This is a genomic window from Paenochrobactrum gallinarii, from assembly GCF_014205685.1.
Lineage (GTDB): Bacteria > Pseudomonadota > Alphaproteobacteria > Rhizobiales > Rhizobiaceae > Paenochrobactrum > Paenochrobactrum gallinarii.
In genome coordinates this window covers 19,099-45,809 of record NZ_JACIIU010000016.1, presented here as the reverse complement: position 1 = coordinate 45,809, position 26,711 = coordinate 19,099, and the positions used below count along the sequence as shown (strand labels likewise).

General features: G+C 48.9%; 22 protein-coding genes and 2 pseudogenes. 11 read left to right on the top strand and 13 right to left on the bottom strand.

Translation table 11 applies throughout. The features are described from left to right. Positions 1-115: 115 nt before the first annotated feature. Positions 116-595, top strand: coding sequence for an aminotransferase class III-fold pyridoxal phosphate-dependent enzyme (locus tag FHS77_RS16510; protein WP_210307137.1), 480 nt, complete (start codon positions 116-118; stop codon positions 593-595). Here FHS77_RS16510 and FHS77_RS12980 read toward each other — a convergent pair. The 3 genes and pseudogenes from FHS77_RS12980 to FHS77_RS12970 all read right to left on the bottom strand — a co-directional run. After that, positions 572-880 (bottom strand): annotated as a pseudogene (locus FHS77_RS12980) (integrase core domain-containing protein); the annotation flags it as partial. The gene FHS77_RS16510 and the pseudogene FHS77_RS12980 sit on opposite strands and share 24 nt — an antisense overlap. A gap of 144 nt (positions 881-1,024) precedes the next feature. After that, positions 1,025-1,927, bottom strand: a complete 903-nt coding sequence (locus FHS77_RS12975) for a DMT family transporter (protein ID WP_184224063.1) — start codon at positions 1,925-1,927, stop codon at positions 1,025-1,027. Beyond that, positions 1,924-2,952, bottom strand: a complete 1,029-nt coding sequence (locus FHS77_RS12970) for a fatty acid desaturase family protein (RefSeq protein ID WP_184224061.1) — start codon at positions 2,950-2,952, stop codon at positions 1,924-1,926. Before FHS77_RS12970 ends, FHS77_RS12975 begins: the two co-directional genes overlap by 4 nt. Positions 2,953-3,209: 257 nt before the next feature. Here FHS77_RS12970 and FHS77_RS12965 point away from each other — a divergent pair. The 9 genes and pseudogenes from FHS77_RS12965 to FHS77_RS12925 all read left to right on the top strand — a co-directional run bounded on the left by FHS77_RS12965 (position 3,210) and on the right by FHS77_RS12925 (position 14,766). Further along, positions 3,210-4,144 (top strand): annotated as a pseudogene (locus FHS77_RS12965) (IS5 family transposase). A 971-nt stretch (positions 4,145-5,115) separates the two neighbouring features. Beyond that, complete coding sequence (ugpB, locus tag FHS77_RS12960) at positions 5,116-6,420, top strand: sn-glycerol-3-phosphate ABC transporter substrate-binding protein UgpB (protein ID WP_184224059.1); 1,305 nt, start codon at positions 5,116-5,118, stop codon at positions 6,418-6,420. A gap of 72 nt (positions 6,421-6,492) precedes the next feature. After that, complete coding sequence (ugpA, locus tag FHS77_RS12955) at positions 6,493-7,374, top strand: sn-glycerol-3-phosphate ABC transporter permease UgpA (RefSeq protein WP_184224057.1); 882 nt, start codon at positions 6,493-6,495, stop codon at positions 7,372-7,374. A 15-nt stretch (positions 7,375-7,389) separates the two neighbouring features. Then, positions 7,390-8,238: a sn-glycerol-3-phosphate ABC transporter permease UgpE gene (ugpE, locus tag FHS77_RS12950; protein WP_184224055.1), complete on the top strand. Its 849-nt coding sequence runs from the start codon at positions 7,390-7,392 to the stop codon at positions 8,236-8,238. Next, positions 8,238-9,299 carry a sn-glycerol-3-phosphate import ATP-binding protein UgpC gene (locus tag FHS77_RS12945; RefSeq protein ID WP_184224053.1) on the top strand — a complete coding sequence of 354 codons (1,062 nt, stop codon included), beginning with the start codon at positions 8,238-8,240 and terminating at the stop codon, positions 9,297-9,299. Before ugpE ends, FHS77_RS12945 begins: the two co-directional genes overlap by 1 nt. A gap of 254 nt (positions 9,300-9,553) precedes the next feature. Then, the gene (locus FHS77_RS12940) at positions 9,554-10,579 is read left to right on the top strand and encodes an ABC transporter substrate-binding protein (protein ID WP_184224051.1); all 1,026 of its coding nucleotides are present in this window, start codon (positions 9,554-9,556) and stop codon (positions 10,577-10,579) included. Between the two features lie 79 nt (positions 10,580-10,658). After that, the gene (locus FHS77_RS12935) at positions 10,659-12,878 is read left to right on the top strand and encodes an ABC transporter permease (RefSeq protein WP_184224049.1); all 2,220 of its coding nucleotides are present in this window, start codon (positions 10,659-10,661) and stop codon (positions 12,876-12,878) included. After that, a complete protein-coding gene (locus tag FHS77_RS12930; protein ID WP_184224047.1) occupies positions 12,875-13,936 on the top strand; it encodes an ABC transporter ATP-binding protein in 1,062 nt (353 codons plus the stop codon). The genes FHS77_RS12935 and FHS77_RS12930 overlap by 4 nt, the downstream gene beginning before the upstream one ends. Positions 13,937-13,962: 26 nt before the next feature. Next, complete coding sequence (locus FHS77_RS12925; protein ID WP_184224045.1) at positions 13,963-14,766, top strand: inositol monophosphatase family protein; 804 nt, start codon at positions 13,963-13,965, stop codon at positions 14,764-14,766. A gap of 74 nt (positions 14,767-14,840) precedes the next feature. On the opposite strand, the gene FHS77_RS12920 is transcribed toward FHS77_RS12925, so the two are convergent. The 6 genes from FHS77_RS12920 to FHS77_RS12895 all read right to left on the bottom strand — a co-directional run bounded on the left by FHS77_RS12920 (position 14,841) and on the right by FHS77_RS12895 (position 22,013). Continuing rightward, on the bottom strand, positions 14,841-15,140 hold the full coding sequence (locus tag FHS77_RS12920) for a DUF1344 domain-containing protein (protein ID WP_184224043.1): 300 nt from the start codon (positions 15,138-15,140) through the stop codon (positions 14,841-14,843). 377 nt (positions 15,141-15,517) lie between these two features. Beyond that, positions 15,518-16,345 carry a 5-deoxy-glucuronate isomerase gene (gene iolB, locus FHS77_RS12915; RefSeq protein WP_184224041.1) on the bottom strand — a complete coding sequence of 276 codons (828 nt, stop codon included), beginning with the start codon at positions 16,343-16,345 and terminating at the stop codon, positions 15,518-15,520. A 3-nt stretch (positions 16,346-16,348) separates the two neighbouring features. Continuing rightward, complete coding sequence (gene iolE, locus FHS77_RS12910; protein WP_184224069.1) at positions 16,349-17,248, bottom strand: myo-inosose-2 dehydratase; 900 nt, start codon at positions 17,246-17,248, stop codon at positions 16,349-16,351. 3 nt (positions 17,249-17,251) lie between these two features. Next, entirely contained in the window at positions 17,252-19,075 is a 1,824-nt protein-coding gene (gene iolD, locus FHS77_RS12905) for a 3D-(3,5/4)-trihydroxycyclohexane-1,2-dione acylhydrolase (decyclizing) (RefSeq protein ID WP_184224039.1), read from the bottom strand. A 64-nt stretch (positions 19,076-19,139) separates the two neighbouring features. Then, on the bottom strand, positions 19,140-21,056 hold the full coding sequence (locus FHS77_RS12900) for a bifunctional 5-dehydro-2-deoxygluconokinase/5-dehydro-2-deoxyphosphogluconate aldolase (RefSeq protein ID WP_184224037.1): 1,917 nt from the start codon (positions 21,054-21,056) through the stop codon (positions 19,140-19,142). A 135-nt stretch (positions 21,057-21,191) separates the two neighbouring features. Further along, a complete protein-coding gene (locus tag FHS77_RS12895) occupies positions 21,192-22,013 on the bottom strand; it encodes a MurR/RpiR family transcriptional regulator (RefSeq protein ID WP_184224035.1) in 822 nt (273 codons plus the stop codon). Between the two features lie 238 nt (positions 22,014-22,251). On the opposite strand from FHS77_RS12895, the gene iolG reads away from it, so the two are divergent. Further along, the gene (gene iolG, locus FHS77_RS12890) at positions 22,252-23,259 is read left to right on the top strand and encodes an inositol 2-dehydrogenase (RefSeq protein ID WP_184224034.1); all 1,008 of its coding nucleotides are present in this window, start codon (positions 22,252-22,254) and stop codon (positions 23,257-23,259) included. Between the two features lie 49 nt (positions 23,260-23,308). On the opposite strand, the gene tsaA is transcribed toward iolG, so the two are convergent. The 4 genes from tsaA to FHS77_RS12870 are packed head-to-tail and all read right to left on the bottom strand — an operon-like array spanning position 23,309 to position 26,689. After that, the gene (gene tsaA / locus FHS77_RS12885) at positions 23,309-23,836 is read right to left on the bottom strand and encodes a tRNA (N6-threonylcarbamoyladenosine(37)-N6)-methyltransferase TrmO (RefSeq protein WP_184224032.1); all 528 of its coding nucleotides are present in this window, start codon (positions 23,834-23,836) and stop codon (positions 23,309-23,311) included. Then, complete coding sequence (locus tag FHS77_RS12880) at positions 23,833-24,621, bottom strand: ABC transporter ATP-binding protein (protein WP_184224030.1); 789 nt, start codon at positions 24,619-24,621, stop codon at positions 23,833-23,835. The genes tsaA and FHS77_RS12880 overlap by 4 nt, the downstream gene beginning before the upstream one ends. After that, the gene (locus FHS77_RS12875; RefSeq protein WP_184224028.1) at positions 24,618-25,661 is read right to left on the bottom strand and encodes a FecCD family ABC transporter permease; all 1,044 of its coding nucleotides are present in this window, start codon (positions 25,659-25,661) and stop codon (positions 24,618-24,620) included. The genes FHS77_RS12880 and FHS77_RS12875 overlap by 4 nt, the downstream gene beginning before the upstream one ends. Beyond that, positions 25,661-26,689 carry an iron ABC transporter substrate-binding protein gene (locus tag FHS77_RS12870; protein WP_184224026.1) on the bottom strand — a complete coding sequence of 343 codons (1,029 nt, stop codon included), beginning with the start codon at positions 26,687-26,689 and terminating at the stop codon, positions 25,661-25,663. The genes FHS77_RS12875 and FHS77_RS12870 overlap by 1 nt, the downstream gene beginning before the upstream one ends. Positions 26,690-26,711 lie beyond the last annotated feature (22 nt).

Sequence of the window (26,711 nt, the reverse complement as noted above, 5' to 3'; positions counted from 1 at the left end):
GCAATAAAAATGGCTCTAGAAAAACGGGCCGCTTAAGGCCAATAGTATAACCTAAGACTCTACTGAAAAATGGAGGAGCATTGGGGCCCAGGTCACTAGTAATACTTTCATACATGTGCACACCAAAGTTTGTAGCGGCTCAACTGCGATGGAGGGAGCAATAAAGTATGCAATGTTTAACACTGGTCGCCGCGAGATTATAACTTTTAGAAGAAGCCATCACGGACAAACATTCTACACTATGAATATGTCTGGATTTTCCTTCCGGTCAGAAAGTTTCCCAGTGGCAAAACAAGCACTCCATTGCGTCTCTTATCCGGCTGATAGGGTTTATCCAGATGATAGCGGAATAGATGACCATCTGGTCGTTATGAATGATATCAAGAATGTATTGCGATTTAACTCTCAAAACCAAATCGCTGCTATAGTTATAGAGCCTATCTTGGGGAACGGCGGCGGGTTTGTGTGCAGCAGACCATTTTTGCATGAGCTGAGAGATTTCTGCACGGACAACGGTATATGCCTGATCTTCGATGAAATTCAGACTGGTATTGGGTGGACTTGCCCTGCATTAGTGGAGAGTTTCCGGCTCTAGATTTCGCGTTGTCATCTCATATGAGATTGGCGATTTATATCGCAGTGCGGAATGTCTGCGGATGGGATTATAGAAGCCATCAATATATTGTCCAATAGCTTTAATGGCATGATTTCTAGTTTGAAACACCGTGCGCCAGATCAGTTCTGATTTAATCGTCTTGAAGACGGTTTCAACCATGGCATTATCATAACAATTGCCTTTTCCGCTCATGGACGGGAGTATGCCGTGGGCTTTTAGAAGCATGCGATAATCATGCGCAGCATATTGGCTCCCGCGGTTGGATTATGATCGCGGGCTGAGTCTGTAGGCCGCGTGCGATAGGTGGTCGTCCTGCCGATGCCGAACAGCATTTATGTGAGTCAATGATCATAACCGAACATCACTGTAGCGCGTTGTAAGGCGCGTTCCGTTCGGGTACGATCATTGTCAGCGCAATGTGGCATGTGGTGCAGCCTCCGGCTCTTTCTTCAGTGCCAAAAGTAGCCCTATCATAATACACGCTGCCCCTGTCCATCCGGCCACGCCTAGTTGATCCCCGAATAGACCGAAAGCAAATATTGTTGCAAAAAGTGGATCGCTCGTTTCGATGATTTGCACACTGCTGGCTTCCCCTGTCTGGACGGCTTTCGTTGTAAAGTAGAACCCACCAATTGTGGGTAAAAGCACTAACCCAAGGATTACAGCCATAGTTGTCATGCTAGGCACAGAGAAGCCATCAATCAGAACCGGTACTAGCAAATAGAGGCTGCCGAAACCAAACAGCCAAACAAGATGGGCTAACCCGCTTCCCATTCGGAAGAGTTTGGAAGTGAAGATGAAAAGTGCATACCCTAGCCCTCCTAGCAATGCGAGGAGAATTCCGAGAGGACTCCCGGAGACACCGGCCTCAAATGAGTATATCAGAAACACTCCGCAAATGATCAGCGCGAATGCGATCAAGCGAAACATGCCTATCCGCTCTCCGAGGAATATCGCTGAGAGGACAATTGTTATACCGCCTGCGGCGTAAGTCAGAAACGATACCAGAGGGATGCTTGCTTCCTTGAAAGCCCATGTTTCGAAGAAGTACAAGCAAAATATTCCCAAGAATGCCAGAACGAAAAAGTGGGGCGCTTTGCTCTTCAGAGAGAATACTTGTCTTCTTCTGTCAACATTTGCAGTACAGAAGCTAAGCAGTATCAGAAATGCGATGAAGCATTTCAAGAATGCAATCTCATGATGGGATGCTCCGTCCATAAAGCCGAATCTATTGAAGGGTCCGATCGTTCCGTTCAGAGCCGCCGCAGTTAATGCAAAAAGCTCGGAGCGCGTGCGCAGTATATTTGTCATACGGTCATCTCCGTATACAACGGCGAAATCACATGCGAATTTGCTGGTTGAAACGTATGATAGTTAACTATGTAGTCCAGTAGGCTGATGCGCGATGGATTGCTGGACGTGAAAATACCACCCCAAATATCGTCCCAGTTCCGGAACTCTTCATGTTCTCGAAGAATCTTAGTTGCCTTTTCTAAATTCCAATGAGGTACCCCCGGCAGCAGGTGGTGTGTAAGGTGATAGTTGTCTCCGTGCGTACCTATGAAAAACGCTTCTACAGGCGAGGCGTATCTATTTCGAGAAGAATAGATGGGATCGTTAGGTGTATTTTTCATCATAGGAAAATGCTCGGAGAGTTCGCTGAACCAGCCAATAATTGGGTATATGGTTACGAATGGAATCCACCAGTACAGTAGAAAATAACTGAGCGCATTCATTTGGTACATCAAGATAGCTGCGGTGGCGTGAAAGATCACAACAGCAATAGTTTCGACGCGATGCTCTCCTGTGTGAAGAGGGCCAATCAGGCGGTCTTTGAGCAAAAACCATATATATTTGACGGTTCTTGTCCCAATAAGGGGACCCAAGACGTATCGGCCTATGAAGACAGAGCGACTCTGTTTTACGTACACACCTTCCGCTATCATATAACGAAGATCAGGATCGTCTACTTCCTCTCCGATCCTCGGATGATGATTAAGGACATGTGACTGTCTGTATGCCCCAAATGATTGAAGGATTGTCCAGCCAGAGATCACCCGCCCGATGCTGATATTGAGGAAGTGTTTCTTGAACAATGTTCCGTGTGCAGCTTCATGTAATAAGCTCGCCAAGACTCGTTGGCGTGCTCCTATTATCAAAGCAGATAGCGGATACAGCCAAAACGATAAGAATATTGGCAGTGTTATCGCTACAGAAATCCAAATAAAATCCTGAGTTAATGCAATTAAACCGTGGTAATTATCTCTTTTATATAAATTTTTTATCCGGATTTTTTGATCATTATTTAATTTTGGCCTGAGAAAATCGTGATGCAATTCTTCCTCCAAAAATTATATATGAACTATAATTTTTGTTGGCACTAATTAATGTTATAATCTATTCCATATTATAGGGAGGGCCGTCGCCACCCTTGGGGCATAGCTCAGCTTTACCTCCCCTTTGGGTCAAAGTGCATCACTGAAAATATTACCCTAATTCGCTATAGTGGCTTTTCGCCCACAGCTGGAACCTGCCCATCCCCTTCAAACACAATGCAGCTCATCGCCATAAGATCCCCAAATAGAAATACCGGATTAGCAATTGGGCCCAATATGAAGCCGGCTTGCGCCAGCGTGGCAGCATCACGCTCTGGATGAGTGATGAGGCGGTTTCTGGCTGTTATGCCCCTCGGCTTACGACACCGGGTGGCTAACTGCGCTACTCCGATCTGGCGATCGAAACTGCCCTGATGTGTGGCATAGTCTTTCATCAGCCCTTGCGCCAAACTGAAGGGCTGATGGCCTCTTTGTTCAAACTGTTGCGTGTCGATCTTTCGGTGCCGGATCACACGACATTGAGTAGACGTTGCACAACTCTTTCGGTTTGCAGAATGGCACGTCACAACCAGGGGAAAGCAGACAGCGGGCAGTCCATGTTCTCATCGGCAGCACAGGTCTGAAGATCTGTGGCGCGGGTCAGCGGCTTGAGGAAAAACATGGGGTTAAAGCCCGCAGACAATGGCACAAACTGCATCTTGCTGTGGATGCCGACACTGGCGAAATCCTTGCAGAGGTTCTCACCGATCAAAGCATAAGTGACATCAGCCAGCTTGAAGCACTGCTTGAGCAAATTGACATACCCATCACCAGTTTCACTGGTGATGGTGCCTATGACAGTGACGAGACATATCAAGCTGCACGTCGGCATAGTACCGTTGCCAGTATTATCATTCCACCGCGAATGCGGAAACCCCAGAACAAGCATCATGGCCCATCCGATCAGCGTAACTGGCACACAAACGCAATCGCACACCATGGCCGAATGCGTTGGCAGAGCATCACCGGTTATGGTAGACGGGCCAAAGCAGAGACATCAATGGGCCGTTACAAATCCATTATTGGCAACCGGCTGCGCTCACGCAAATTAGCCAATCAGAAAACCGAAGTTATACTTGGGTGTCGCATTCTCAACCGAATGCTTAACCGTGCACGCCCGAATTCCGTCCGCGTCACAGAAACAACCGCATAAAACTAACAGCAAACTGCGGATTCTGACCAAAAGCGCATCCATGCACCAACGTCCAGGACAATCCATAGGCCAATGCGAATAACAAAGAGACTGATAAGGAGCTAAACGCCATCAAGACCGGCAATGAGTATTGGGCTTTCATGCTGGATTTTACGGAGTAAATATTCATTGGCTGCAACAGCCAAAATCCCGATCGGTGCCAGTTCAAGTACAAACAATATTCAATCACAAGACAGACCACAGCCGTCAGTGTGAAAGTAAGAGCCATATGCCAACGAGAAAGACTGCGCTTGCAGGCCGATTTCAGAAGTAGACATGAATACCTCGGTATAAAATTCAAGAAAATCGCATAGCTTTATACGATTCTTTGCCCGAAGGTTCTTTGGGATTTATAAAACGTGCTTGGGAGAATTTATCAGTTTCTATTTTACAAATGACACAAAATCTGTGCCCATCTAGCATGATTGAATTTGTATATTCCCTACCAATCTTATTAAATTGACCAGATCAATTGTTTGGTGCAACTTTCAAAGTCTTATGTGAGATAAAATGCATGAGACATGCGGTTCTTGATATCTCTGCTTAATTCTGGAAACTGTGATTGTCTTTCATTTAGAGAATAAAATTTGAATTCCACATAAATTTTGCGAGAAAATTATAGGTATCATTCGTTGTCTGATCTTATAGTGGCAATTAAATAAGTCATTGATAATATTAATTATTTATAATTATCTACCCAAAATTTTAAATTGATCCATTTCACTTTCAGCTCCTATTGATATAATTGCCTATTGTATTTTCGCTTTTTTTCGTATGAATTCGTATAGCTTTCGTAATGAGGAGTTATGGAGGCAGTCAGTGTTCGTGTAATCCGGCCAGTGACTCATATTGATTGGTGTTGTTCACGTGCATGAATGTGGCTCTTGCTTAGAGCTTTTAGTGATCGCCAACTGACCTTTTGGAGGGAAGATATGCATACCCGATTGATGACAACGACAATTCTTACCGGACTTCTGGGGCTTGCACTGACCGCACCCGTTCTGGCACAGACCGAATTGGCTTGGTGGCACGCAATGGCCGGTGCCAACAACGAAGTAGTCAATGAACTGGCTAAAGAGTTCAATGAAAGCCAGAGCGAATATAAGGTTGTTCCGGTTTATAAAGGCAGCTACCCTGAAACCTTGAATGCAGGTATTGCTGCATTCCGTGCCAAGCAGTCACCAGCTATTTTGCAGGTTTTTGATGCTGGCAGTGGTGTGATGATGGCGGCGGAAGGTGCTGTCATGCCTGTAGCGGATGCTTTGGAAAAAGGCGGCTATAAATTCGATAAATCCGCTTATCTTTCTGGTATTACGGCTTATTATTCCAAGCCGGACGGCACCATGCTGTCTTTCCCTTATAACTCATCTTCGCCAGTGCTTTATTATAATAAAGACGCTTTCACCAAAGCTGGACTTGATGCAGAAAACCCGCCAAAGACATGGCCGGAAGTTTTTGAAGCTGCGAAAAAGATCAAATCAAGCGGTGCTGCAGAATGTGGCTTCACTTCCACTTGGCTGACATGGATTCAGACTGAAAACTTTGCTGCATGGAACAATGTTTCTTATGGTAGCAATGAAAATGGTCTTGGCGGCAATGACGTCAAACTGGCAATTAATAAAGAGCCGTTTGTCAGCCATTTCCAGGCAATTGCTGACTTGGCCAAGGAAGGCGTGTTCCGTTATGGCGGCCGCACTTCGGAAGCCAAAAACCTCTTCCTTTCCGGTGAATGTGCGATCATGACTGAATCATCAGGTGGTTTGGGTGATGTGATCAAGTCCGGCATCAATTACGGTATCGGCCAGTTGCCTTATTATGAAGGCAAAGGTCCGCAAAATACTATTCCGGGCGGAGCAAGTCTTTGGGTTTTTGCAGGCTTGAGCGACGACCAGTATAAGGGTGTTGCTGAGTTCTTCAACTTCTTGTCTCAGACCAAAATCCAGCAGAAACTGCATGAAGTTTCCGGCTATTTGCCTGTGACAATGGAAGCTTACAAAGCAACCAAGGATTCAGGATTCTATGAAAAGAACCCTGCACGTGAAACACCAATTCTGCAGATGATGGGCCGTGAGCCAACTGAAAACTCCAAAGGTGTTCGTCTTGTCAACCTGCCGCAGGTGCGTGACATCCTGAATGAAGAGTTTGAAGCCATGCTGGCTGGCAATCAGGATGCACAAACCGCTTTGGATAAAGCCGTCAAGCGTGGTGATGCAGCAATTGCGGAAGCAATTCGCTAAAATGCTTCATCTCTGAGCTTCTGCCGCCTGTTTTAAAAAAAACCGGCGGCAGTCTTATTTAAAGGAGATACCGTGCAGAAAGTTGCCTTTCCCAATAAGGTTCTGCCCTATGTGCTGGTGGCACCACAAATTATTTTAACCGTTATTTTCTTCTTCTGGCCAGCCAGTCAGGCGATTTACCAGTCGCTTATGCGCGAGGATCCTTTCGGATTACGCAGCACTTTTGTCGGGCTAGCCAATTTTCAGTTGGTGCTTTCTGATCCGAACTATCTGCACTCTTTTAAAATAACGATTATTTTCAATGTGCTGACAACTTTGTTGGCGATGGGTGCAGCCTTGTTGCTCGCTACTGCCGTTGATAAAGTTGTTAAAGGGCAAACCTTTTACCGCACTTTGCTGATCTGGCCTTATGCCGTGGCACCTGCTGTTGCCGGTATGTTATGGCTGTTCATGTTTAATCCGGCGATGGGAACGCTGGCTTATTTACTGCGCAAAAACGGTATTTATTGGGATCCGCTTTTGAATGGCGATCAGGCAATGGGGCTGATTGTGGTTGCAGCTGCATGGAAACAGATCAGTTATAATTTCCTGTTCTTTGTTGCCGGCCTTCAGGCCATTCCAAAATCTTTGATTGAAGCCGCAGCTATTGACGGGGCGAGGGGAGCGCGCCGCTTCTGGACAATTGTGTTCCCGCTTTTGGCACCGACAACCTTCTTCCTGATGGTGGTCAATATTGTTTACGCTTTCTTCGACACTTTCGGCATCATCCATTCTGTCACCGGCGGCGGGCCTGCCAAAGCCACTGAAACGCTGGTTTATAAGGTTTATAACGATGGTTTCGTCAATTTGAGCCTTGGCACCTCAGCGGCACAATCGGTGATTTTGATGGTGATCGTCATCGCTTTGACTGCAATTCAATTCCGCTTCATTGAGAAGCGCGTGCATTATTCTTAAAAGGAGGCGGTTGATATGATTGAAAAACGTCCGCTATCCAGCTTGATCGGGCATTTGATCCTGATCGTAGGGATAATTATCGTTGCTTTTCCGATTTATTATACCTTTATCGCCTCATCAATGAGTTCGATTGAAATCATCCGTGCACCTATGTCGTTGTTGCCGGGCGATCACTTGGTGGAAAACTATAAATCGGCCATTTTCGGCGGTGTAGAGCGCGTTGTTGGTGTCAGCCTTGAACGCCTGCTGTGGAACACATTTGTAGTTTCGATGGTCATTGCCGTCGGTAAGATTATCGTTTCGTTCTTGTCAGCTTTTGCGATTGTGTTCTTCCGGTTCCGCTTTCGTATGGTGTTTTTCTGGATGATCTTTGTCACCCTGATGCTGCCGGTAGAAGTGCGCATTTTGCCGACCTATAAGGTGATTGTCGACCTGGGCATGATCGATACCTATGCCGGTTTGACACTGCCATTGATTGCATCAGCGACAGCGACATTCCTGTTCCGCCAGTTTTTCCTGACCATTCCGGGCGAATTGGTGGAGGCTGCACGCATTGATAATGCCGGGCCTTGGCGCTTCATGCGCGATATTTTGCTACCGCTTTCCAAAACAAATATCGCAGCACTTTTTGTCATCCTGTTCATCTATGGCTGGACGCAATATTTGTGGCCGCTCCTTGTTACCAATGATGCCAAGATGAACACAATCATTATCGGTTTACGACGTATGGTCGATTTTGCCGATGCTTCCACACCATGGAATTACGTCATGGTTACAGCAATTCTGGCGATCCTGCCGCCCATCCTCGTGGTGGTGCTGATGCAGCGTTGGTTCGTCAAAGGTCTGGTTGAAACGGAAAAATAATGAGTAAAATTATTCTCGATAATGTGCGCAAATCCTATGATGGCAAAAATGATGTTATCAAAGGCGTTTCACTGACCATTGATGACGGCGAGTTTCTGGTGCTGGTCGGCCCGTCTGGTTGCGGAAAATCGACACTTTTGCGCATGATTGCGGGGCTTGAAAGCATCACCGGCGGCACGATTTCCATTAGCGAGCGTGTGGTGAATGATATTGAGCCGTCTGAGCGTGATATTGCCATGGTGTTTCAGAATTATGCGCTTTATCCGCATATGACGGTGCGTGAAAATCTGGCTTACGGCCTCAAGAACCGTAAAACGCCGAAAGCCGAAATTGATCGTCGCATCGAGGCAGCTGCAAAGTCACTGGAAATTTATGATTTCCTTGATCGCAAACCGCGTCAGCTTTCCGGTGGCCAGCGTCAGCGTGTGGCGATGGGGCGGGCAATTGTGCGTGAACCGGCAGCATTTTTGTTTGATGAACCGCTTTCTAATCTGGACGCGAAATTGCGCGTGCAGATGCGCGTAGAAATCAAACGCTTGCAGCGCTCCCTTGCTACAACAAGCGTTTATGTGACCCATGACCAGATGGAGGCCATGACCCTTGCCGACAGGCTGGTGGTGCTCAATGGCGGGCGCATCGAGCAGGTTGGCACGCCGATTGAGCTTTACGAAAAACCGGCAACCACTTTTGTGGCAACCTTTATCGGCTCGCCTTCAATGAACTTGCTGGCGCTCGATCAGGTCGGCAACAGCAATTACAGCCTGAATTTAAGCGCCAATGAAGCGTTGCTGCGCGACATTCACACTATTGGCGTGCGTCCCGAAGATGTGGTTGTGGTTGAAGACCATGCTCAACCGGCCTTTAAAACGCAAGTCCATGTCGATGCAATCGAATTGGTGGGGGCGGAAAGCTATATTCACAGCCATCTGAATGATGATGTGAGCTTTATTTTCCGCGTTGCCGGGCGCAGCCGTATGAATGTTGGTGATATGATCCACATTGGTGCGGAAGCGGAAAATATCCATCTTTTTGATCGTGATGGTCAGCGGATAAATCTTTAAAATTCAATTATTAAGCCCCTTTTGCATTCTTGCAGACCAATGGGGGGCATGTAGTGATTTAAAGCTGGCGGAACCTATGCGTCCCGCCAGCTTATATATATTGTTACCTTTTTGATTTAGAATTTTTGAGCTATTCCATGCATTAAATAGAATTATTCTTTTGCACCTGTTGACAGTCGGCGGATTTAGTCCAACTATTTAGTTTCGCGTTAAAAGCGAGCGGCGTGGAGGCGCCGTATAAACGGGAGGATTTCATGCGTTCAACAGTTTTGGTGGCGACTTTAGCAGCCGGAGCCTCAATGTTTGCGTATTCTGCGCAAGCGGAAGGCAATCTTAATCTCATTTGCTCGGCCGATGTGGTCCTTTGCGAGCAGATGAAAAATATGTTTGAAAAAGAAACCAATATTCAGGTGAATATGGTTCGCCTTTCATCGGGCGAGACTTACGCCAAAGTGCGCGCAGAAGCGCGCAATCCGAAAACCGATATTTGGTGGGCGGGGACAGGCGATCCGCATATGCAGGCAGCTTCTGAAGGGCTGACATTGGAATATAAATCACCGATGCTGGCCGAGCTGAATGATTGGGCGATTAAACAGGCAGAAAGCTCAGGTTTCAGAACCGTTGGCGTTTATGCTGGTGCGCTTGGCTGGGGCTATAATACGGAATTGCTGGCCAAGAAAAACCTGCAACCGCCAAAATGCTGGGCAGATTTGCTGGATCCGGGCTTAAAAGGCGAGATCCAGATGGCCAATCCGAATTCATCCGGCACCGCCTATACAGCACTTGCAACACTGGTGCAGATTATGGGTGAAGATAAGGCTTTTGAATATTTGAAGAAGCTGAATGCCAATATTTCACAATATACCAAGTCGGGTTCAGCACCGGTTAAATCGGCAGCACGCGGCGAAAATGCCATTGGCATTGTGTTTATGCATGATGCCGTTTCCATGACGGCGGAAGGGTTTCCGATTGTGAGCGTGGGCCCATGCGAAGGCACCGGTTATGAAATCGGCTCTATGTCGATCATTAAAGGCGCGCGCAATCTGGAAAATGCAAAGAAATGGTATGATTGGGCGCTCAAAGCAGACGTGCAATCAACCATGAAGGATGCAAAATCATTCCAGCTTCCTTCTAATAAAAATGCGGAAGTGCCGAAAGAATCCCCGCGTTTTGAAGATATCAAGCTGATTGATTATGACTTTAAAACCTATGGCGATCCGGAAAAGCGCAAGCAAATTCTGGAGCGTTGGGATCGTGAAATCGGAGCCAGTGCCAACTGATGGAACAGTAAAAATCTGACCGCAGGCTGAAACCGGCCTGCGGTTGGTGGTTTCACTCAATCAGAAAGCGTGGCACGCAATGAAGCAGCAAAACCGTAGACTGGATGTTGTGCTGGCCGTATTTTTGGCAAGCTTCATCCTTTTGCCCTGGTACCGCATTGAAGGCGGGTTCTTTAGTTTGAAATGGTTGTCGGATTTCCTGAACAATCAGGATCACGGCTCCGGCATGATGCAATTGCTGGCTTATAACCGTTTCTGGCTGTGGGGCATTGTTTTGCTGATGGCGCTTTGTGGTGCTGCGCGTTTATTAGCGCCGCCATCAAAACGCAGTCATTTATTGACGCTTCTCAGCGTGCTGGGCTTTTTATATCTGGCCTTCCAAGGGCTTGCCATTGGCTTTGGCGGCTGGAACTGGGCGTTTACTGAAAATCTCTTTGGCATATTGGCGGATGGGCAGCCCGCTTTTGGTGCCGGCGCGGTGATTGCCGGTATTTGTTTTGTTTTGATTTTTGCCTTTAGTCTGGCCGAGCGCGGCGTGCTGAAAGGTGATGCTTTTATCTTGGCCTCCATCTCGATGTTGTCGGTGCTGGTTGTCGTATTTGTTTTCTACCCGCTTTTCAGCATGTTTGCCGGATCGGTGCAGGATTTTGACGGTTCATTCAAGCCGGATGGCTTTATCCGCAATATTCAGGATCCGTCGATCTGGAGTTTTGGCTGTGTCATTGATGGCACCCGCTGCGGTGTTGCATGGCGCACTTTATGGCTGGCGCTGATGACAGCGAGCGGTTCTACTGTGCTTGGATTAGCCTTTGCGCTGCTCGCAACACGCACCAATTTTCCATATAAAAAAGGCCTGCGCCTTTTAACCATTTTGCCGATCATCACGCCGCCATTCGTGATCGGTCTGGCATTGACCCTGCTTTTTGGCCGTGCCGGTGTGGCGACACAAGCCGTTTCCTCATTTCTTGGTATTGAGCCGGGGCGTTGGTTATATGGCATTACCGGTATCTGGATTGCGCAGGTTTTATCTTTCACGCCGATTTCGTTTTTGGTGCTCATTGGCGTGGTGGAAGGTGTTTCACCTTCAATGGAAGAGGCCTCGCAAACCTTGCGTGCCGACCGTTGGCGCACATTTCAGCAAGTCTCATTGCCATTGATGGCACCAGGCATTGCCAATGCTTTTCTGATTAGTTTCATTGAAAGTATGGCTGATTTTGGCAATCCGATGGTGTTGGGCGGCAGTCATGGCGTGTTGTCGACGGAAATTTTCTTCGCCGTTGTTGGTTCACAAACCGACCCTTCACGCGCAGCCGTTCTGGCAATTGTGCTGCTGATTTTCACACTCAGTGCTTTTCTTATTCAGCGCATGTGGTTGTCGGGCAAAAATTTTGCCACCGTTACGGGCAAGGGCGATTCAGGCATGCATGCCGCTTTGCCCAGATCATTGGAAATCGGCGTTTATGCGCTGGTCATTCCGTGGGTTATCTTCACGCTTGTTGTTTACGGCATGATTATCGTTGGCGGATTTGTCAAAACATGGGGGCTCGATAATACGCTGACAATCGACCATTATCGACGTGCGTTCTCGGTCGCTATCACTGAAGACGGCATTGCATGGACGGGTGTTGCGTGGAATTCTTTCTGGACAACCATGGAAATCTCGCTGATTTCCGCACCTTTGACGGCCGCTGTTGGGATGCTGACCGCCTATCTGATCGTGCGGCAGAAATTCTATGGCCGCAGCGTGTTTGAATTTGCGCTGATGCTGAGCTTTGCCATTCCGGGCACGGTTATAGGTGTCAGCTATATTATGGCTTTCAACCTGCCGCCGCTGGAAATGACCGGAACCGCCTTGGTGCTGATTGCCTGTTTTGTCTTCCGCAATATGCCGGTGGGCGTTCGCGGCGGTATTGCCGCGATGAGCCAGCTTGACCGCAGCCTTGATGAAGCATCGCTGACATTGCGCGCAGACAGCTTGCGTACCTTGCGCAAAGTTATTCTGCCACTGTTGCGCCCTGCCATTACGGCGTCGCTGGTCTATTCCTTTGTGCGGTCGATCACTTCAATCAGTGCGGTTATTTTCCTCGTCAGCGCGCAATATAATATGGCGACATCTTATATTGTCGGGCTGGTAGAAAACGGCGAATTCGGCGTGGCGATTGCTTATTCCTCGATGCTTATCGTTGTGATGCTGGTGGTGATTACGGTGTTCCAGCTACTGGTCGGACAGCGCCAGTTGCGGCGTGAAAACCGCATCGCCTCAACCAAAGCCTCACAGCAACAGGAGAATGCTGTATGACTATGATTAAAGCAGGTTCTGTCAGTTTTCAGAATGTGATCAAGAAATTTGGTGATTTCACTGCGCTGCCGGATTTATCCATGACAGTGGAACCCGGCACGCTGGTGACGCTTTTGGGGCCTTCCGGTTGCGGTAAAACCACGACTTTACGCTTGCTGGCAGGGCTGGAACATCCAACCTCGGGGCGGGTGCTGATTGGCGGGAAAGATGTCACCAATCTGCCTGCCAATGAGCGCGATGTGTCGATGGTTTTCCAGTCTTATGCTTTATTTCCGCATATGACGTCACTGGATAATGTGGCTTATGGTTTGCAATCATCGGGTTTGAAAAAGGCAGAGGCGCGCGAGCGCGCCGAGGAGGGGCTTGCTCTGGTAGGCTTGGCCGGTATGGGGCATCGCTTGCCGGCAGAGCTTTCAGGTGGACAGCAACAGCGTGTTGCGGTAGCCCGTGCTTTGGTGCTGGAGCCGCAGGTTTTGCTGCTGGATGAGCCGCTTTCCAATCTGGATGCTCGGTTAAGACGCCGCGTGCGGACGGAAATTCGTGAGCTGCAACAGCGCCTTGGCTTTACCGCTGTTTATGTGACCCATGATCAGGATGAAGCACTGGCGGTTTCCGATACGATTATCGTAATGAAAGATGGTGATATTGCGCAAAAAGGCTCGCCACGCGAGCTTTATGAAGCACCTGCTTCCGCTTTCATTGCCGATTTCATGGGGGAGGCCAATGTTTTGCCATGTGAAGTAAGCCATGTGGAAAATGGTTTGGCGAGTGTGCATATCGGTGATCTGATGCATCAATTACCGAGCGCCCATGCGGTCACCGGCAAGGCACAATTGGCCGTTCGGCCAAATTCTATCAAGCTTGAACAGGCGACAATTGGTGCTTTAACGGGCATGATTACTCATTCAGCCTATCTTGGCGACCATATCGAATATGAAGTGGAAACCAAATTCGGCAAATTATTTGTCGTTGATATGGATGCACATGAACCTTTGCCGCGCGATATATCGGTGGCAGTGCATCTGACAGGGCGCGGGCTGGCGCTAATTCATCATTAAATTTATCGGTTGGATAGGGGAATATCATGGTGACAGCGGCTGCATCTGCACTTGAGCAAAGATTTGCGCTGGCAAAACTGATTGCAGAAAAAGCCGGAGCCTTGGCTCTGGATTACTTTAACCGGCGCGAAACGCTGGTGATTGAAACCAAACGGGACCCGCAGGACGTGGTTTCCATCGCTGACCGCAATGTGGAAACGCTCATTCGTGATGAGGTAACGGCTCATTTCAACGATGATGGCTTTTTGGGTGAAGAATATGGCCTGAACAGAGGCACAAGCGGCTATACTTGGGTGGTCGATCCGATCGACGGTACCAGCCCTTTTGTCCACGGCATGCCGAACTGGTGTGTATCAATTGCGGTTTTATATCAGGATAGACCAGTTATCGGCGTAATTTTTGCGCCTTGTCACAATGAGCTTTACGCGGCAGCTCAAGGCATGGGCGCTGTTTTAAACGGCAAAGCCATCAGGGTTGACCCAATTAACACAGTGCAGACGGGTGTGACGGCGATTAGTGCCAATACTCATGTGACGCCGGCTTTTGTTGCTGGTGTAGTTGAGCGCTTGCTTGAGGCAAAGGGCACTTTTGTCCGTAACGGATCAGGGGCGTTGATGCTGGCTTATGTGGCTGCAGGGCGTTTGGTGGGCTTTTTTGAAGGCTATATGCATGCATGGGATTGCATGGCCGCCTTTTGCCTGATCGAAGAAGCAGGCGGTTATTGCTATCCGTTTCCGGTCGATGGAGAAAATCTGACTAAAGGAGCGCCGGTTTTTGCGGCGGCACCGCAAGCGGTTGAAGCATTAAAAGAGATTACCCAGCTATCATAGTATTGGTCTTGTATAACGAAATCGGGCGCTGCCTGCATGTGCAGACAACGCCCGATTTTGAATTTTTATAGAAATTATTGAGCAACAGAGATGCTATTTGCATCAAACTGAGCAACATCCTTGTTATTTACGTGGTCAGTGAACCATGATGGTGTCTGTGAAGACCAGTTGATCTGTACTTTCTGACCAGCAGAAACACCGCTGAGGTCTGTGTCGCTAGGAAGCTTAAATGAGTCACCATCTGAAAGCTGTACGGTATTTGCAAGCATGTTCAGTTTTTCAATTGTACCAGTTGTAGTAAATGTTGCAGCCGATGCAATAGAAGCTGAAGCAAGTGTTGAAACAGCAAGAGTAGAAATAAGAATCTTACGCATTTTATTTTCCATTCTTTGTAATATGCAGTAACGTTATTGAGAGGATATTGGGTATTACGTAGTCACTGCTTTCGATGGACCTAATTTGGGGTGAAACTTTTAAATAAACAATAGTTGGAAAGGTAACGAAGTGTTGAAGATGAGTGAACAATCACATTTTCGTGTATTCTTAAAATGAACAATGAATAAGACGTCGCAAATCAAGAATTGTTGCAATCATCACGGCTGTCATAAAAATTTCATAAATAATTGATTTCTAATATAAAAAGCTGCCAAAGAGATTTTTTACCTTCTCCGGCAGCATAATTTAAAAGTGGCATTTGAATTCATTTTGGGTCGAAATAAGGCAAAAAACTCTAATCACATTCAATTGATCTTTAGCTTTTTTTGCTGTCCCGCTGATAAATCCAGTCATGATCAGGGTGATTTTGGAAGCGCCACTTGCGTAAAGGCCCTGCCATGACGTTGAGATAGTACATTTCATAGCCGTAAGGCACGCCACATGGATGGTGTCCTTTCGGCACCAGCACCACATCACCATCAGCAACAGCCATGGTTTCATCTAAGCTGCCGTCTTCGGTGAAGACGCGCTGGATGCCATAGCCTTGTGATGGATTGAGACGATGATAATAAGTTTCTTCCAGATAGGTCATATCCGGATAATTATCTTCATCATGGCGATGTGGCGGGTAAGAGGACCAGTTGCCCTGCGGGGTGAACACTTCTGTCACCAGCAGGCTGTCGGCAACATCACGCCCTTCCATTGCTATATTATGGATAAAGCGGGTATTGGCACCTTGTCCGCGCTGTTCGAGCTGAATGTTTTCAGGGCCAATAATTTGTGCAGGGCGACCAGCTTTAGCAGGCGCTGTGCAAATGGCCAGCGTGCAATCGGTTGTAGCGACAGCCTGCCAGTTGCTTTGCGCCGGAATATAGACGCAATGCGGCGGTAAGCGCTCAAACACATTCATCCGCTCACCCAGTTCACCAAAATCATAGGCAGTGTCGGAGGTGGTGGCGCTGATTTTCGCCTTGCCTTCCACCAGTACCAGAATGACCTCGGTGTCATTGGTGGCTTCTGAAGCGCTTTCACCCGGCTTTAACTTGTAAAGACCAAAGCCAACATAACCCCAATTGGCGCTTTCCGGTGTGATGTCATGCACTTTACCATGTGTTGCGACGGGTTTGCGTAACAGATTTGCCATGACCTATCCTTTATCTAAACCGGCCTCACGGGCATAGGCTTTCAAAGATTTCAAACCAAGGGTTTGATATTCGAGCGGATTGCGCACCACCGGATCTTGCTCAGCTTCAATTACCAGCCAGCCCTGATAGTCATGTTCGGCAGCGATCTTTAAAACCGGCACGAAATCAACGCCGCCTTCAGCGTCGCCCGGCACCGTGAAAGCACCACGGCGTACAGCTTCGAGGAAGGAAAGTTTTTGTTCTTTGACTTCTGCTGCAATGTTCGGGCGCAGGTTTTTCGCATGGATATGAGCAACACGCGCCATATGTTTGCGGGCAACGCGCTCAGGATTGCCGCCACCAAACAGGCAATGGCCGGTATCAAGCAACAATTTGGTCTCTGGCCCTGTGTGCTGCATAAGCAAATCAATCTCTGTTTCGCTTTCGACAATCGTGCCCATATGGTGGTGATAAACGAGCGCAATGCCTTGGGAGGCAGCAAATTTTGCCAGTTCTTCAACACCGGCACCAAATTTTGCCCATGCGTCTGCATCAAGCTGCGGGCGCAGTTCCAAGGCTTTGTCATTGTCGCCGTGGATGGCATTGGATGTTTCGCAGGTGATAATCACCTTGCAATCCATTGCTTTTAACAAATCAAGCGCTGGCTGCATGGCCTGTTTCTCGTCTTCAATGCTGTTTGTCAGCAGATTGAGCGAGTGCCAGCCGGAAATATAACGTAAGTTCCGTGGTTCCAGCACGGCTTTGAGCGCGACAGGTTCCTGCGGAAATTTATGGCCTTTTTCGATGCCGTCAAAGCCGATGGCTGAAGCCTCGTCCAAACATTGGTCGAGCGAGATATGCGCACCGAGGCTGCGGTCGTCATCATTGGTCCATGCAATTGGGTTTGTACCGTAGAGGATCATCACTCAGTTTCTTTCTTTCAGAGCGGCTTCATAATTTTTACGGGCTTCGCGCACTTCTGCGCGTTCAGAGACTTCAGGCACGGCAACATCCCACCAATATCCGCCAGTGGCGGGGGTCGGGTAGGGGTCGGTGTCAATCACGATAACGCTGACCTTATTGCTATCGCGGGCGTTTGCCAGACTTGTTTCGAGCTCTGCAATGGATGAGACTTTATAGCTATCGGCTCCCATAGCGGCGGCATGAGCGGCAAAGTCGATATGTGACGGGTTCACATGATGGCTGTGGTCAAGCAGATTGTTAAATTCTGCGCCACCGGTTGCCATTTGCAACCGGTTGATGCAGCCATAGCCGCGATTATCGGTAATCACGACAGTGATTTTGATACCCATCATCACTGCCGTAGCAAGTTCGGAATTGGCCATCATATAAGAGCCATCTCCCACCATCACGATCACATCGCGATCAGGCTCGGCCATTTTGATACCCAAACCACCGGCAATCTCGTAGCCCATGCAGGAAAAGCCGTATTCCATATGATAGGACATCGGGCGTGAGGCTTTCCAAAGCTGGTGCAACTCGCCGGGCATGGTGCCTGCGGCACACATGACAACAGTGTTTTCATGCGATTGACGCTGAACTGCACCGATCACCTGCATATCAGTTGGCAATTGGTTGTTGTCTTTTGGTGCGGCTGTATCCTGATCGGCACTGGCAAACCAAGCTGCCTTCAAAGCCGCATCCGGCGTGGCTGCACGATAACTATTCAAGCCAGAGGTTAAAGCTGCAAGCCCTGTCTTGGCATCAGCAACCAGTGGCAATGCGTCATGTTTGACACTGTCATAGGCTTGCACATTCAGCGCCAGAATCCGGCGGGAAGGATTGCGGAAGAGTGCCCATGAACCGGTGGTAAAATCCTGAAAACGGGTGCCGACACCGATGATCAGATCGGCATCTTCGGCAATTTTGTTGGCGCTTGATGCGCCTGTGACACCGACAGGACCAAAATTAAGCGGATGATCCCAAGGCAGAGCCGATTTTCCGGCCTGTGTTTCAATCACCGGAATTGAGTACTTTTCTGCAAATGCTTGTAAAGCAGCACAAGCTCCGGAATAATGCACACCGCCACCTGCAATAATGACCGGATTTTTGGCATCCTGAATGGCTTTGATGGCTTCTGCCAGCTCAAACTGGTCTGGCTCCGGGCGGCGCTGGTGCCAGACTTTGCGTTCAAAAAACGAAAGCGGATAGTCATAAGCTTCCGCTTGCACATCCTGACAGAAGGCAAGGGTAACAGGGCCGCAATCGGCCGGATCTGTCATAGTGCGGAAGGCACGCGGCAAAGCGGTCAGCAATTGTTCCGGTCGCGTGATGCGGTCAAAATAGCGGCTGACAGGACGGAAACAATCGGTCACACTCACAGTGCCGTCATTGAAATCTTCAATCTGTTGTAACACCGGATCCGGGCCGCGATTGGCAAATACATCACCCGGAATGAACAAAACCGGCAAGCGGTTAACATGTGCCAGGCCTGCCGCTGTCACCATATTGAGTGCGCCGGGGCCGATTGATGATGTAACCGCACAGGCACGCTTGCGGCCAAGCTGCTTGGCATAGGCAATGGCCGAATGTGCCATAGTTTGCTCATTATGGCCGCGCCATGTTTGTATATCATCGCGCGCGGCATAGAGAGCCTCGCCAATGCCTGCCACATTGCCATGACCGAAAATCGCCCAGACACCGGCAATAAAAGGCTCTCCCTCCGGCGTCATCTGGTTGGCAAGATAACGGATCATTGCCTGCGCAGCGGTTAATCGGACTTTTTTCATGATCTCACTCCCAATCATGTTTTGGCATGTTTTGGCATGTTTTTGGCACACTGGCGGGTATGTTTTACTGCTGTTGGCGCAGACCATCCCAGATATTGCAAAGATTTTGATAGCGTGCTGCCATTTCGTTTACCGCTTCATCATCACTCATTTGACCAGCAAACCACAGGCGCGCCGGATCGGCAAAAATGGTGCGGCCAATGGCAAAACCTTTAACCAGATCAAATTCAGCGGCAATTTTCAGGCTTTGCGCCAGTTCTTCCTGTGGTGCTTCAAGCCCCAGTACCACAATGCCGCGTGTATAAGGATCGTTGCGGGTAATGGCATCGCAGGCATTTTGCCAAGCGGCTTTGGTTTTCAGCGGCTCCAGCTTCCACCAATCAGGATAAACACCGATTTCGTAGAAACGCTCGATGATTTTCGCATTGGTTTCATCGTCAACAGGGGCAACTTTGGAAGGAATAATCTCCAAAAGCAGCTCCAGACGATTACGCCGTGCCGCCGTAAATAGGCGTTTGACGGTTTCTTCCTGCGACAAGCGCATCGGTTCATTATCATCAGGATGATAGAAGCAGAGAACTTTTACCACATGCTCAACCGGCCATTCATTAAGCCCGCCATAATCAAGACCAAGCTCCGGCTCTAATGTTAGCGGGCGCGAGGTCGGCCATTCGACAGGGCGGCCAATCCAAAGACCGGAACCAGAAGCTTGATAAAGTGCATCACGACCAAGGCGGCTGTCGCATAAAATGCCATAGCCTTGATTGTGCGCATCATTTCCGGCGACTTTTTGGGCTGCCTTGAGGCATAGTTTTTTAAACGCACCGATTTTTTCGAGCGGTGCATCGCATTCTTTGGCAATGTCTTCCAGCTGATAGCGATGGTCAAAGGCAAAGACACGCATATGCGGCCAGTTGCCATGGCGGTTGGTTGACCAATGAACTTGTTCTAATGCGGCATCTTTGCGCAAAGCTTTTTTGCGGATGCCGGTTTTGAAGAAATATTGCAGCTCTTCCCAGCTTGGATAGGCAGGGGTGCAGCCATGACGCGAAACTGCAAATGCCCCGCAAGCATTGGCATATTTTAGGGATGTCGGCCAGTTTTCTCCATTCAGCCAGCCGCAAAGCAGGCCGGACATAAAACCGTCACCCGCACCAAGTACGTTGAAAACCTCAATCGGAAAACCTTCGCCGGTTTGGCCATCTTCCAGACTTGCGGGAATGTCGCCTTCAAAAACCACGGCACCCATCGGCCCGCGTTTGCAGACAAGCACGGCCTTGGAAACAGCGCGTACATTGCGCAGGGCTTCCAATGTATCGGTGCTGCCGCCGGCAATATGAAATTCTTCCTCTGTACCGACAATGAGATCAAACAAATGCAAGGTTGATTGCAGTTTTTCTGTCACGCGTTGCGAGGAGATAAAGCGGTTTTCACCATCATCATGGCCGGAAAGCCCCCACAGATTAGGGCGATAATCAATATCAAGCGCAGTTTTGGCACCATTTTCACGGGCAATGCGCAAGGCTTTTAAAACGGCCGCCTCTGTGCGCGGATGTGATAAATGTGTGCCGGTTGCGCAAACAGAGCGCGATTGGCTGATGAAAGCCGGATCAATATCATCTTCGCAAAGCGCCATATCGGCGCAATTTTCGCGATAGAAAATCAGCGGGAACTGTTCCTGATCGCGGATGCCGAGCAAAACAAGTGCGGTGAGGCGCTCAGGATCAGTGACCACACCTTGAATATTCACGCCTTCGCGTTCCAATTCACGGGCGATAAAGCGCCCCATATGCTCATTGCCTACACGGGTGATAAGTGCGGATTTAAGACCTAAACGCGCGGTGCCACAGGCAATATTGGTGGGAGAACCGCCAATATATTTGTTAAAAGATGCCATATCCTCCAACAGCCCGCCCACTTGCGCGCCGTAAAGGTCAACCGATGAGCGCCCGATCGTAATCAGATCCAGTGGTTTAGTCATATGCCTCCCCGCATCATTCGATCAGTCCGTCACCATTGGTACTTCAAGTGACTTGATATTGATGTTCCATTTTTATTTTAAAATAGATTTTAAATTCTATTTTTTAGACTGGCAATATCAAAACCAAATATATTTTTAAACCTTTTCCTGTCTGTTGCCGCCCACTGCAACCGCTAATGTCATAGCCAGACAAAGCGTGGCGGAAAGGGAGCGGAAGGCACCGAAATCAACTTCCGAAATCAGCAAAGATTGTTTAGCCACACGGCATAAGGGACTAACGATGGTGTCGGTAATCGCCACGACAGGGATGTTACGATTTGAAATTTGTTCAGTTAATTCAACAGTTTCAGCCGAATAAGGCGAGAAAGTAATAGCAAGCAGCACATCGCCTTCACGGATGGCATGCGGCGTTACAAGACCGCCAACGCTGCTGTGCAACATCGCTGGCACCTGCATTTTTTCCAAAGCATAGGTCAGATAGCTGGCAACAGCAAAAGCACGGCGCAAGCCGACAATATGGATCATACGTGCTTGCGAGAGAATGCGCACGACATCTTCCAAAGCAAGCGGATCAATGGTGCCAAGCAGAGATTCGAGTGATGTGCGTCCCGCTTCGGCAAATTCTGCCAATAAGGCGGATGCGCTGCCGCTGGCACTTTCACGTAAATGATGCAGCCTTGTATTATAATCAGGCCAGCCGCCAGCATAAGAGTTGCGGAACAGACGCTGCATTTCCGAAAAGCCGGAAAAGCCCAAAATCTGGCAGAAACGCATGAAAGCAGAGCTTTGGACGCCAGCGCCTTCCGCCATTTCGGCAACAGTGGAAACGGCAATTCTGTCTTGATTGGCGGCTACAAAATCCGCACATTGTTTCAAACGTTTCGGCAGATCAGGCGATATTTCAAGAAGCCTTGTTTCAAATTCTTTTATGCTTTCCGGCGGCAGCAAATCGTCCATCATATCTCTTTCGAAACTTTCAGCAGGAAGCTGGTCAACATTCTTTCGTTGGTTGAGCGCAATTTACACGAGCAATGTGTATGAAATTTTCTGCCCTCTTGACATAACTTATATCACAATCTAGCAAAATAGAATAAATATTCCACAGCTAACCATGACTGTTCCATTGCAGATGCTTTTTGACCACAGGTTCTTGCGTGCGCCAAAGGTTCTTGAATGTGAATGGGAGGAGACATTTATGGTAACCCGTCTTGCGCTCTTAGGGGCAGGTCGTATCGGCAAAGTTCACGCTGGTGCAATTGCATCTGATCCGCGTGCCCGTCTTGTTGCAGTGGCGGATGCACATGCGCCATCTGCTGAAGCTATAGCCAAAACGGCCGGTGATTGCGAAATTCGCACCATTGAAGAAATTGAGCAGTCGGATGATGTGGATGCTGTGCTGATTTGCACGCCAACCAACACCCATGCTGAATTGATCGAGCGTTTTGCGCGTGCCGGCAAAGCGGTTTTTTGTGAAAAGCCGGTGGATCTGAGCATTGAGCGTGTGCGCGATTGCCTGAAAACCATTGCTGAAACCAATGCAACGGTGATGCTCGGCTTCAATCGTCGTTTTGATCCGCATTTTCAGGCGGTACGCGGTGCCATTGATGAGGGGCGCATTGGCGATGTGGAAATGGTAACCATCACCAGCCGCGATCCGGGTGCGCCGCCGCCTGAATATATCACTGTTTCGGGTGGTATGTTCCGCGATATGACCATTCATGATTTTGATATGGCGCGTTATTTGCTTGGTGAAGAAATTGACAGCGTGATGGCTTCTGCCTCGGTGCTGGTTGATCCGAAAATCGGTGAGCTTGGCGATTTTGACAGTGCCAGCGTGATTTTGACGACTGCCAGCGGCAAGCAATGCGTGATTTCTAATTCACGCCGCGCAAGCTATGGCTATGATCAGCGCATTGAAGTGCATGGTTCATTGGGGGCAGTATCTGCTGAAAATCAGCGTCCGGTTTCCATCGAAGTGGCAACGAAAACCGGCTATAATCGCCCCGCTCTGCATGATTTTTTCATGACACGCTATACGCAAGCCTATGCAGCAGAAATCGCTGCCTTTATTGATGCGCTGGATAATAAAACCCCTGCATCGCCTTCAGCGCAAGATGGTTTGATGGCTTTGGCATTGGCGGAAGCCGCCCTTAAATCGGTGCACGAAAAGCGCGCTGTTAAGCTCTCGGAAATAACCGCTTAAATTGAGCGATGAACTGCGCTTGGATGTTTTATTCTAAGCGCAGTTTTCTTTAAGGGCAGATGTCAAAATCGCCTTTTTGCGGGGCGGCCAGTGGTTTGAAACTTGAGCGCTCCGGCTTTAAATCAAGTAGCGGTGTATCATTCAGGCAATCAAGCCCACGCACCCAGAGAAGATTATTTTCTCTTTTTTCCAGCAAAACGGTAGATGTGCCGATTGGGTTTGGCCGGATGGGTGAGCGGATGGAAAATGTGCCGCGTATCTCACCATTATTGGCGGGGCTCTGAAATATCAGATCTCGGCGTGATTGATGCAACCAATAAAGAATTTCCAAGTGTTGAAATTCTTCTATGCCTTCAAGAGCTGGCGCCCAAGGCTCAAAAATTTCAATCTGGCATAAAGGCCCGTCATGACGGCCTTGGCGCGGACATTCAAGTCTTGATGTCCAAGGGGTTGTGATGCGGCCAATAAATTCAAGCCCTGCATCCTGCGCTTTGGGTGGTGTGACAGCGCGCTCATTAAGGCGCAGATCACTTTCGAAACTCTCAGCAGGGGCCTGTTTGGGTGTTAGCTCGCTCATTGATGATCGCTTTCAGGTAAAACAGGGGCGCAAAGCGGGTAGGGGCTACCGTGAAGCTGGCCGATTGTGACGTCGATTTGGTAAATCTTTTTCAGGTTTTCCGGCGTGATCACTGCTTGTGGTGTTCCGCTGGCAATGAGTGCGCCTTGATGTAACAGCGCGACCTGATCGGCGCAGATAAAAACGTGATCAGGATTATGGGTCGATAAAATGACGCTAATGCCGGATTTTGACAGTTCTTTAATCTGCTGCAAAATACGTAATTGGTTGCCGTAATCAAGGCTGGCGGTTGGCTCGTCCATCACCAGAATTTGTGCTTTTTGCATCAATGCGCGGGCAATCAGAACGATCTGGCGCTCGCCACCGCTGATTTCCGTATAGGCTTTATCGGCCAGATGCGCCATGTTGAAACGCTCAAGTAAGCGCAATGCTTCCTGCATTTCTGATGCGGATGGTTTGGTGGTCAGGCTTAATTGGGCAGCCGCCCCCATTATGACCACATCCAGAACATCAAACGGAAAAAGCGCATTATGGGCTTGCGGCACATAGGCAATTTTACGGGCGCGCTGGTGGAGGCTCAATTGCTCTAATGGTGCATTATCAAGTGTGATGCGACCACTATGCGGCTTGATGAGGCCGAGCAGCGTTTTAAAAAGCGTTGTTTTACCGGCACCATTGGCACCCAGCAAACATAGCACTTCACCTTGCGCAACGCTTAAATTGATATTTTGCGCAATGATGCGTTTGCCATAGCCAAAACTGAGGTTTTCTGCGCTTAATTTCATTGCCAGCTTCGTTTGCCGGAAGCGAGAAGCCAGATGAAAAATGGTGCGCCGACCGTGGCAGTTAAAATGCCAAGCGGTATTTCAATGGTTGCTATAGAGCGCGCTAAAAGGTCGACTATCAGCAAATAGCCAGCGCCTAAAATCATTGAAACGGGTAATAGCTTGCGAAAATCGGGGCCGACAAGAAGGCGTGCAATATGTGGAATGATAAGGCCGATCCAACCAATAATACCGGTGACGGAGACAGCTGCTGCTGTCATCAACGTGGCAGAAGCAATCAGCAGCGGGCGCAAAATGGTCGTGTTGACGCCAAGGGTTTTCGCCTCATCATCGCTGAGTGTCAGTAAATTGACCCGCCAGCGCAAAATCATCAGCGGCACTAAACCGAGCAAAAAGGCGGGGAGTACAGATAAAACATCTGATCTGGTGATTGCGGTCAAACTGCCAAGCAGCCAATAGGTGATGGCTGGTAATTGATCATAGGGATCAGCCAGAATTTTCAAGAGAGAAATAGCGGCACCCACCAAGGCACCAATTGCTATACCGGCGAGCACCAGCACAAGCACCGGATCACGGTTGCGGATGGCAAGGCCCAGTGAATAAACGGCGGCAACAGTCAGCAATCCGCCGCAAAAGCTTAAAATCTGCACAGTCACGACCGGCAGATATAGGAATAGCCCTAAAATGGCACCCAAACTGGCTCCGGCAGAAACGCCCAGAATATCGGGTGAAACGAGCGGATTGCGGAAAATACCTTGATAGGTGGCGCCAGCCGCTGCAAGGGATGCGCCCACTAAGAGTGCCAGCAAAATGCGTGGCAGCCGGATGTTCCAGATGACATTTTGCGCCATTGCATCCGGTTGAGCGGAGCTTGGCGCGACGGTATGGATAATCACATCGGCAATGTCTTTAAAGCTCAGCGGATATTTGCCGATGGTTAAAGATAAAACCGCCAGTGCTGCTAAAACAAAAAGATAAAAAATAAGGGCTGGCCGCCTTTGAAGGTAATGAGCAGCCAGCCCTTTTTTGTTGCCTGTCATTATTGGGCGCGCACCGCATCATGCAGCAAAGCATCCACTTGGGCGTCCGACAGATCCACCTGATAAAACAGCTTGTAGAAATCACGTGTCTCGGCGCGCAAATCCCCTTCAAAACTATCGGGGTAAAGGATCTGTTCCAGCCAACGCACGCCAATCAGGCGGTTTACACTTGGGGGGGTGTCAAACCAGCCAAAGGGACGCATTGGAGTGCGGAAAACCAGACCATTTTGCACGGCATTCACTTCCTTCCACAATGGGTCGGTCTTGACTGCGGCAACAAATTTCTCATCCGAACCTAAGATAATTTGCGGGTTCCATGTGAGAACCTGCTCGAGCGACACATTGGTCAACCCGCCTTTACCAGTGACAGCAGCAACATTTTTGCCACCGACAAAGTTTAGAATTTCCAAATTGATGGAACCGTCCATGCCGGTTTCCAAGCCATCACCACCGCGGCCATAATAAACGGCCGGACGATTTTCCGGCGCAATAGCGCCAAGCTTTGTATTCAGACCATCAATGGTTTTGGTAGCGTAATCAGCCAATTGCTGAGCGCGTTCTTCAGTGCCGAGCAATTCACCCATCAGCTTGAAAACATCTGCGGTTTTATCAAAACTGCCATCAATGAGAATATAAGGGATGCCGGTTTGCTCCTGCACCTTGTCGGCCAAGGAAATATAGGTGTCGCTGATTGTGCCGACATCAAGAATAAAATCAGGCTTGGCAGCAAGGGCGGCTTCAATATTGGCTGTTCCGCCTTTGCCAGTCAGGCGGCCATAAGTTGGCAGATCAGCAACCGCTTTCAGCAGATATTCTTTGTCTTTTGCACCAGGTTCACGCACCCAGCCGGCCAGTTTTTCAGGCGCGACCGTGTAAATCAGCACGGATGCCGGCGGGCCTGCGGCCAGCACCGAATTGACCGTATCCGGCAATTCGACCTTACGACCGGCGGAGTCGGTAAATGTTCGGGCGTGCACTGTCCCGATAATGGCAAAAAATGCTGCGATAAGCAGGGTGAGAAAGCGCATGCTGATGGTTCCCGTTTAAGCC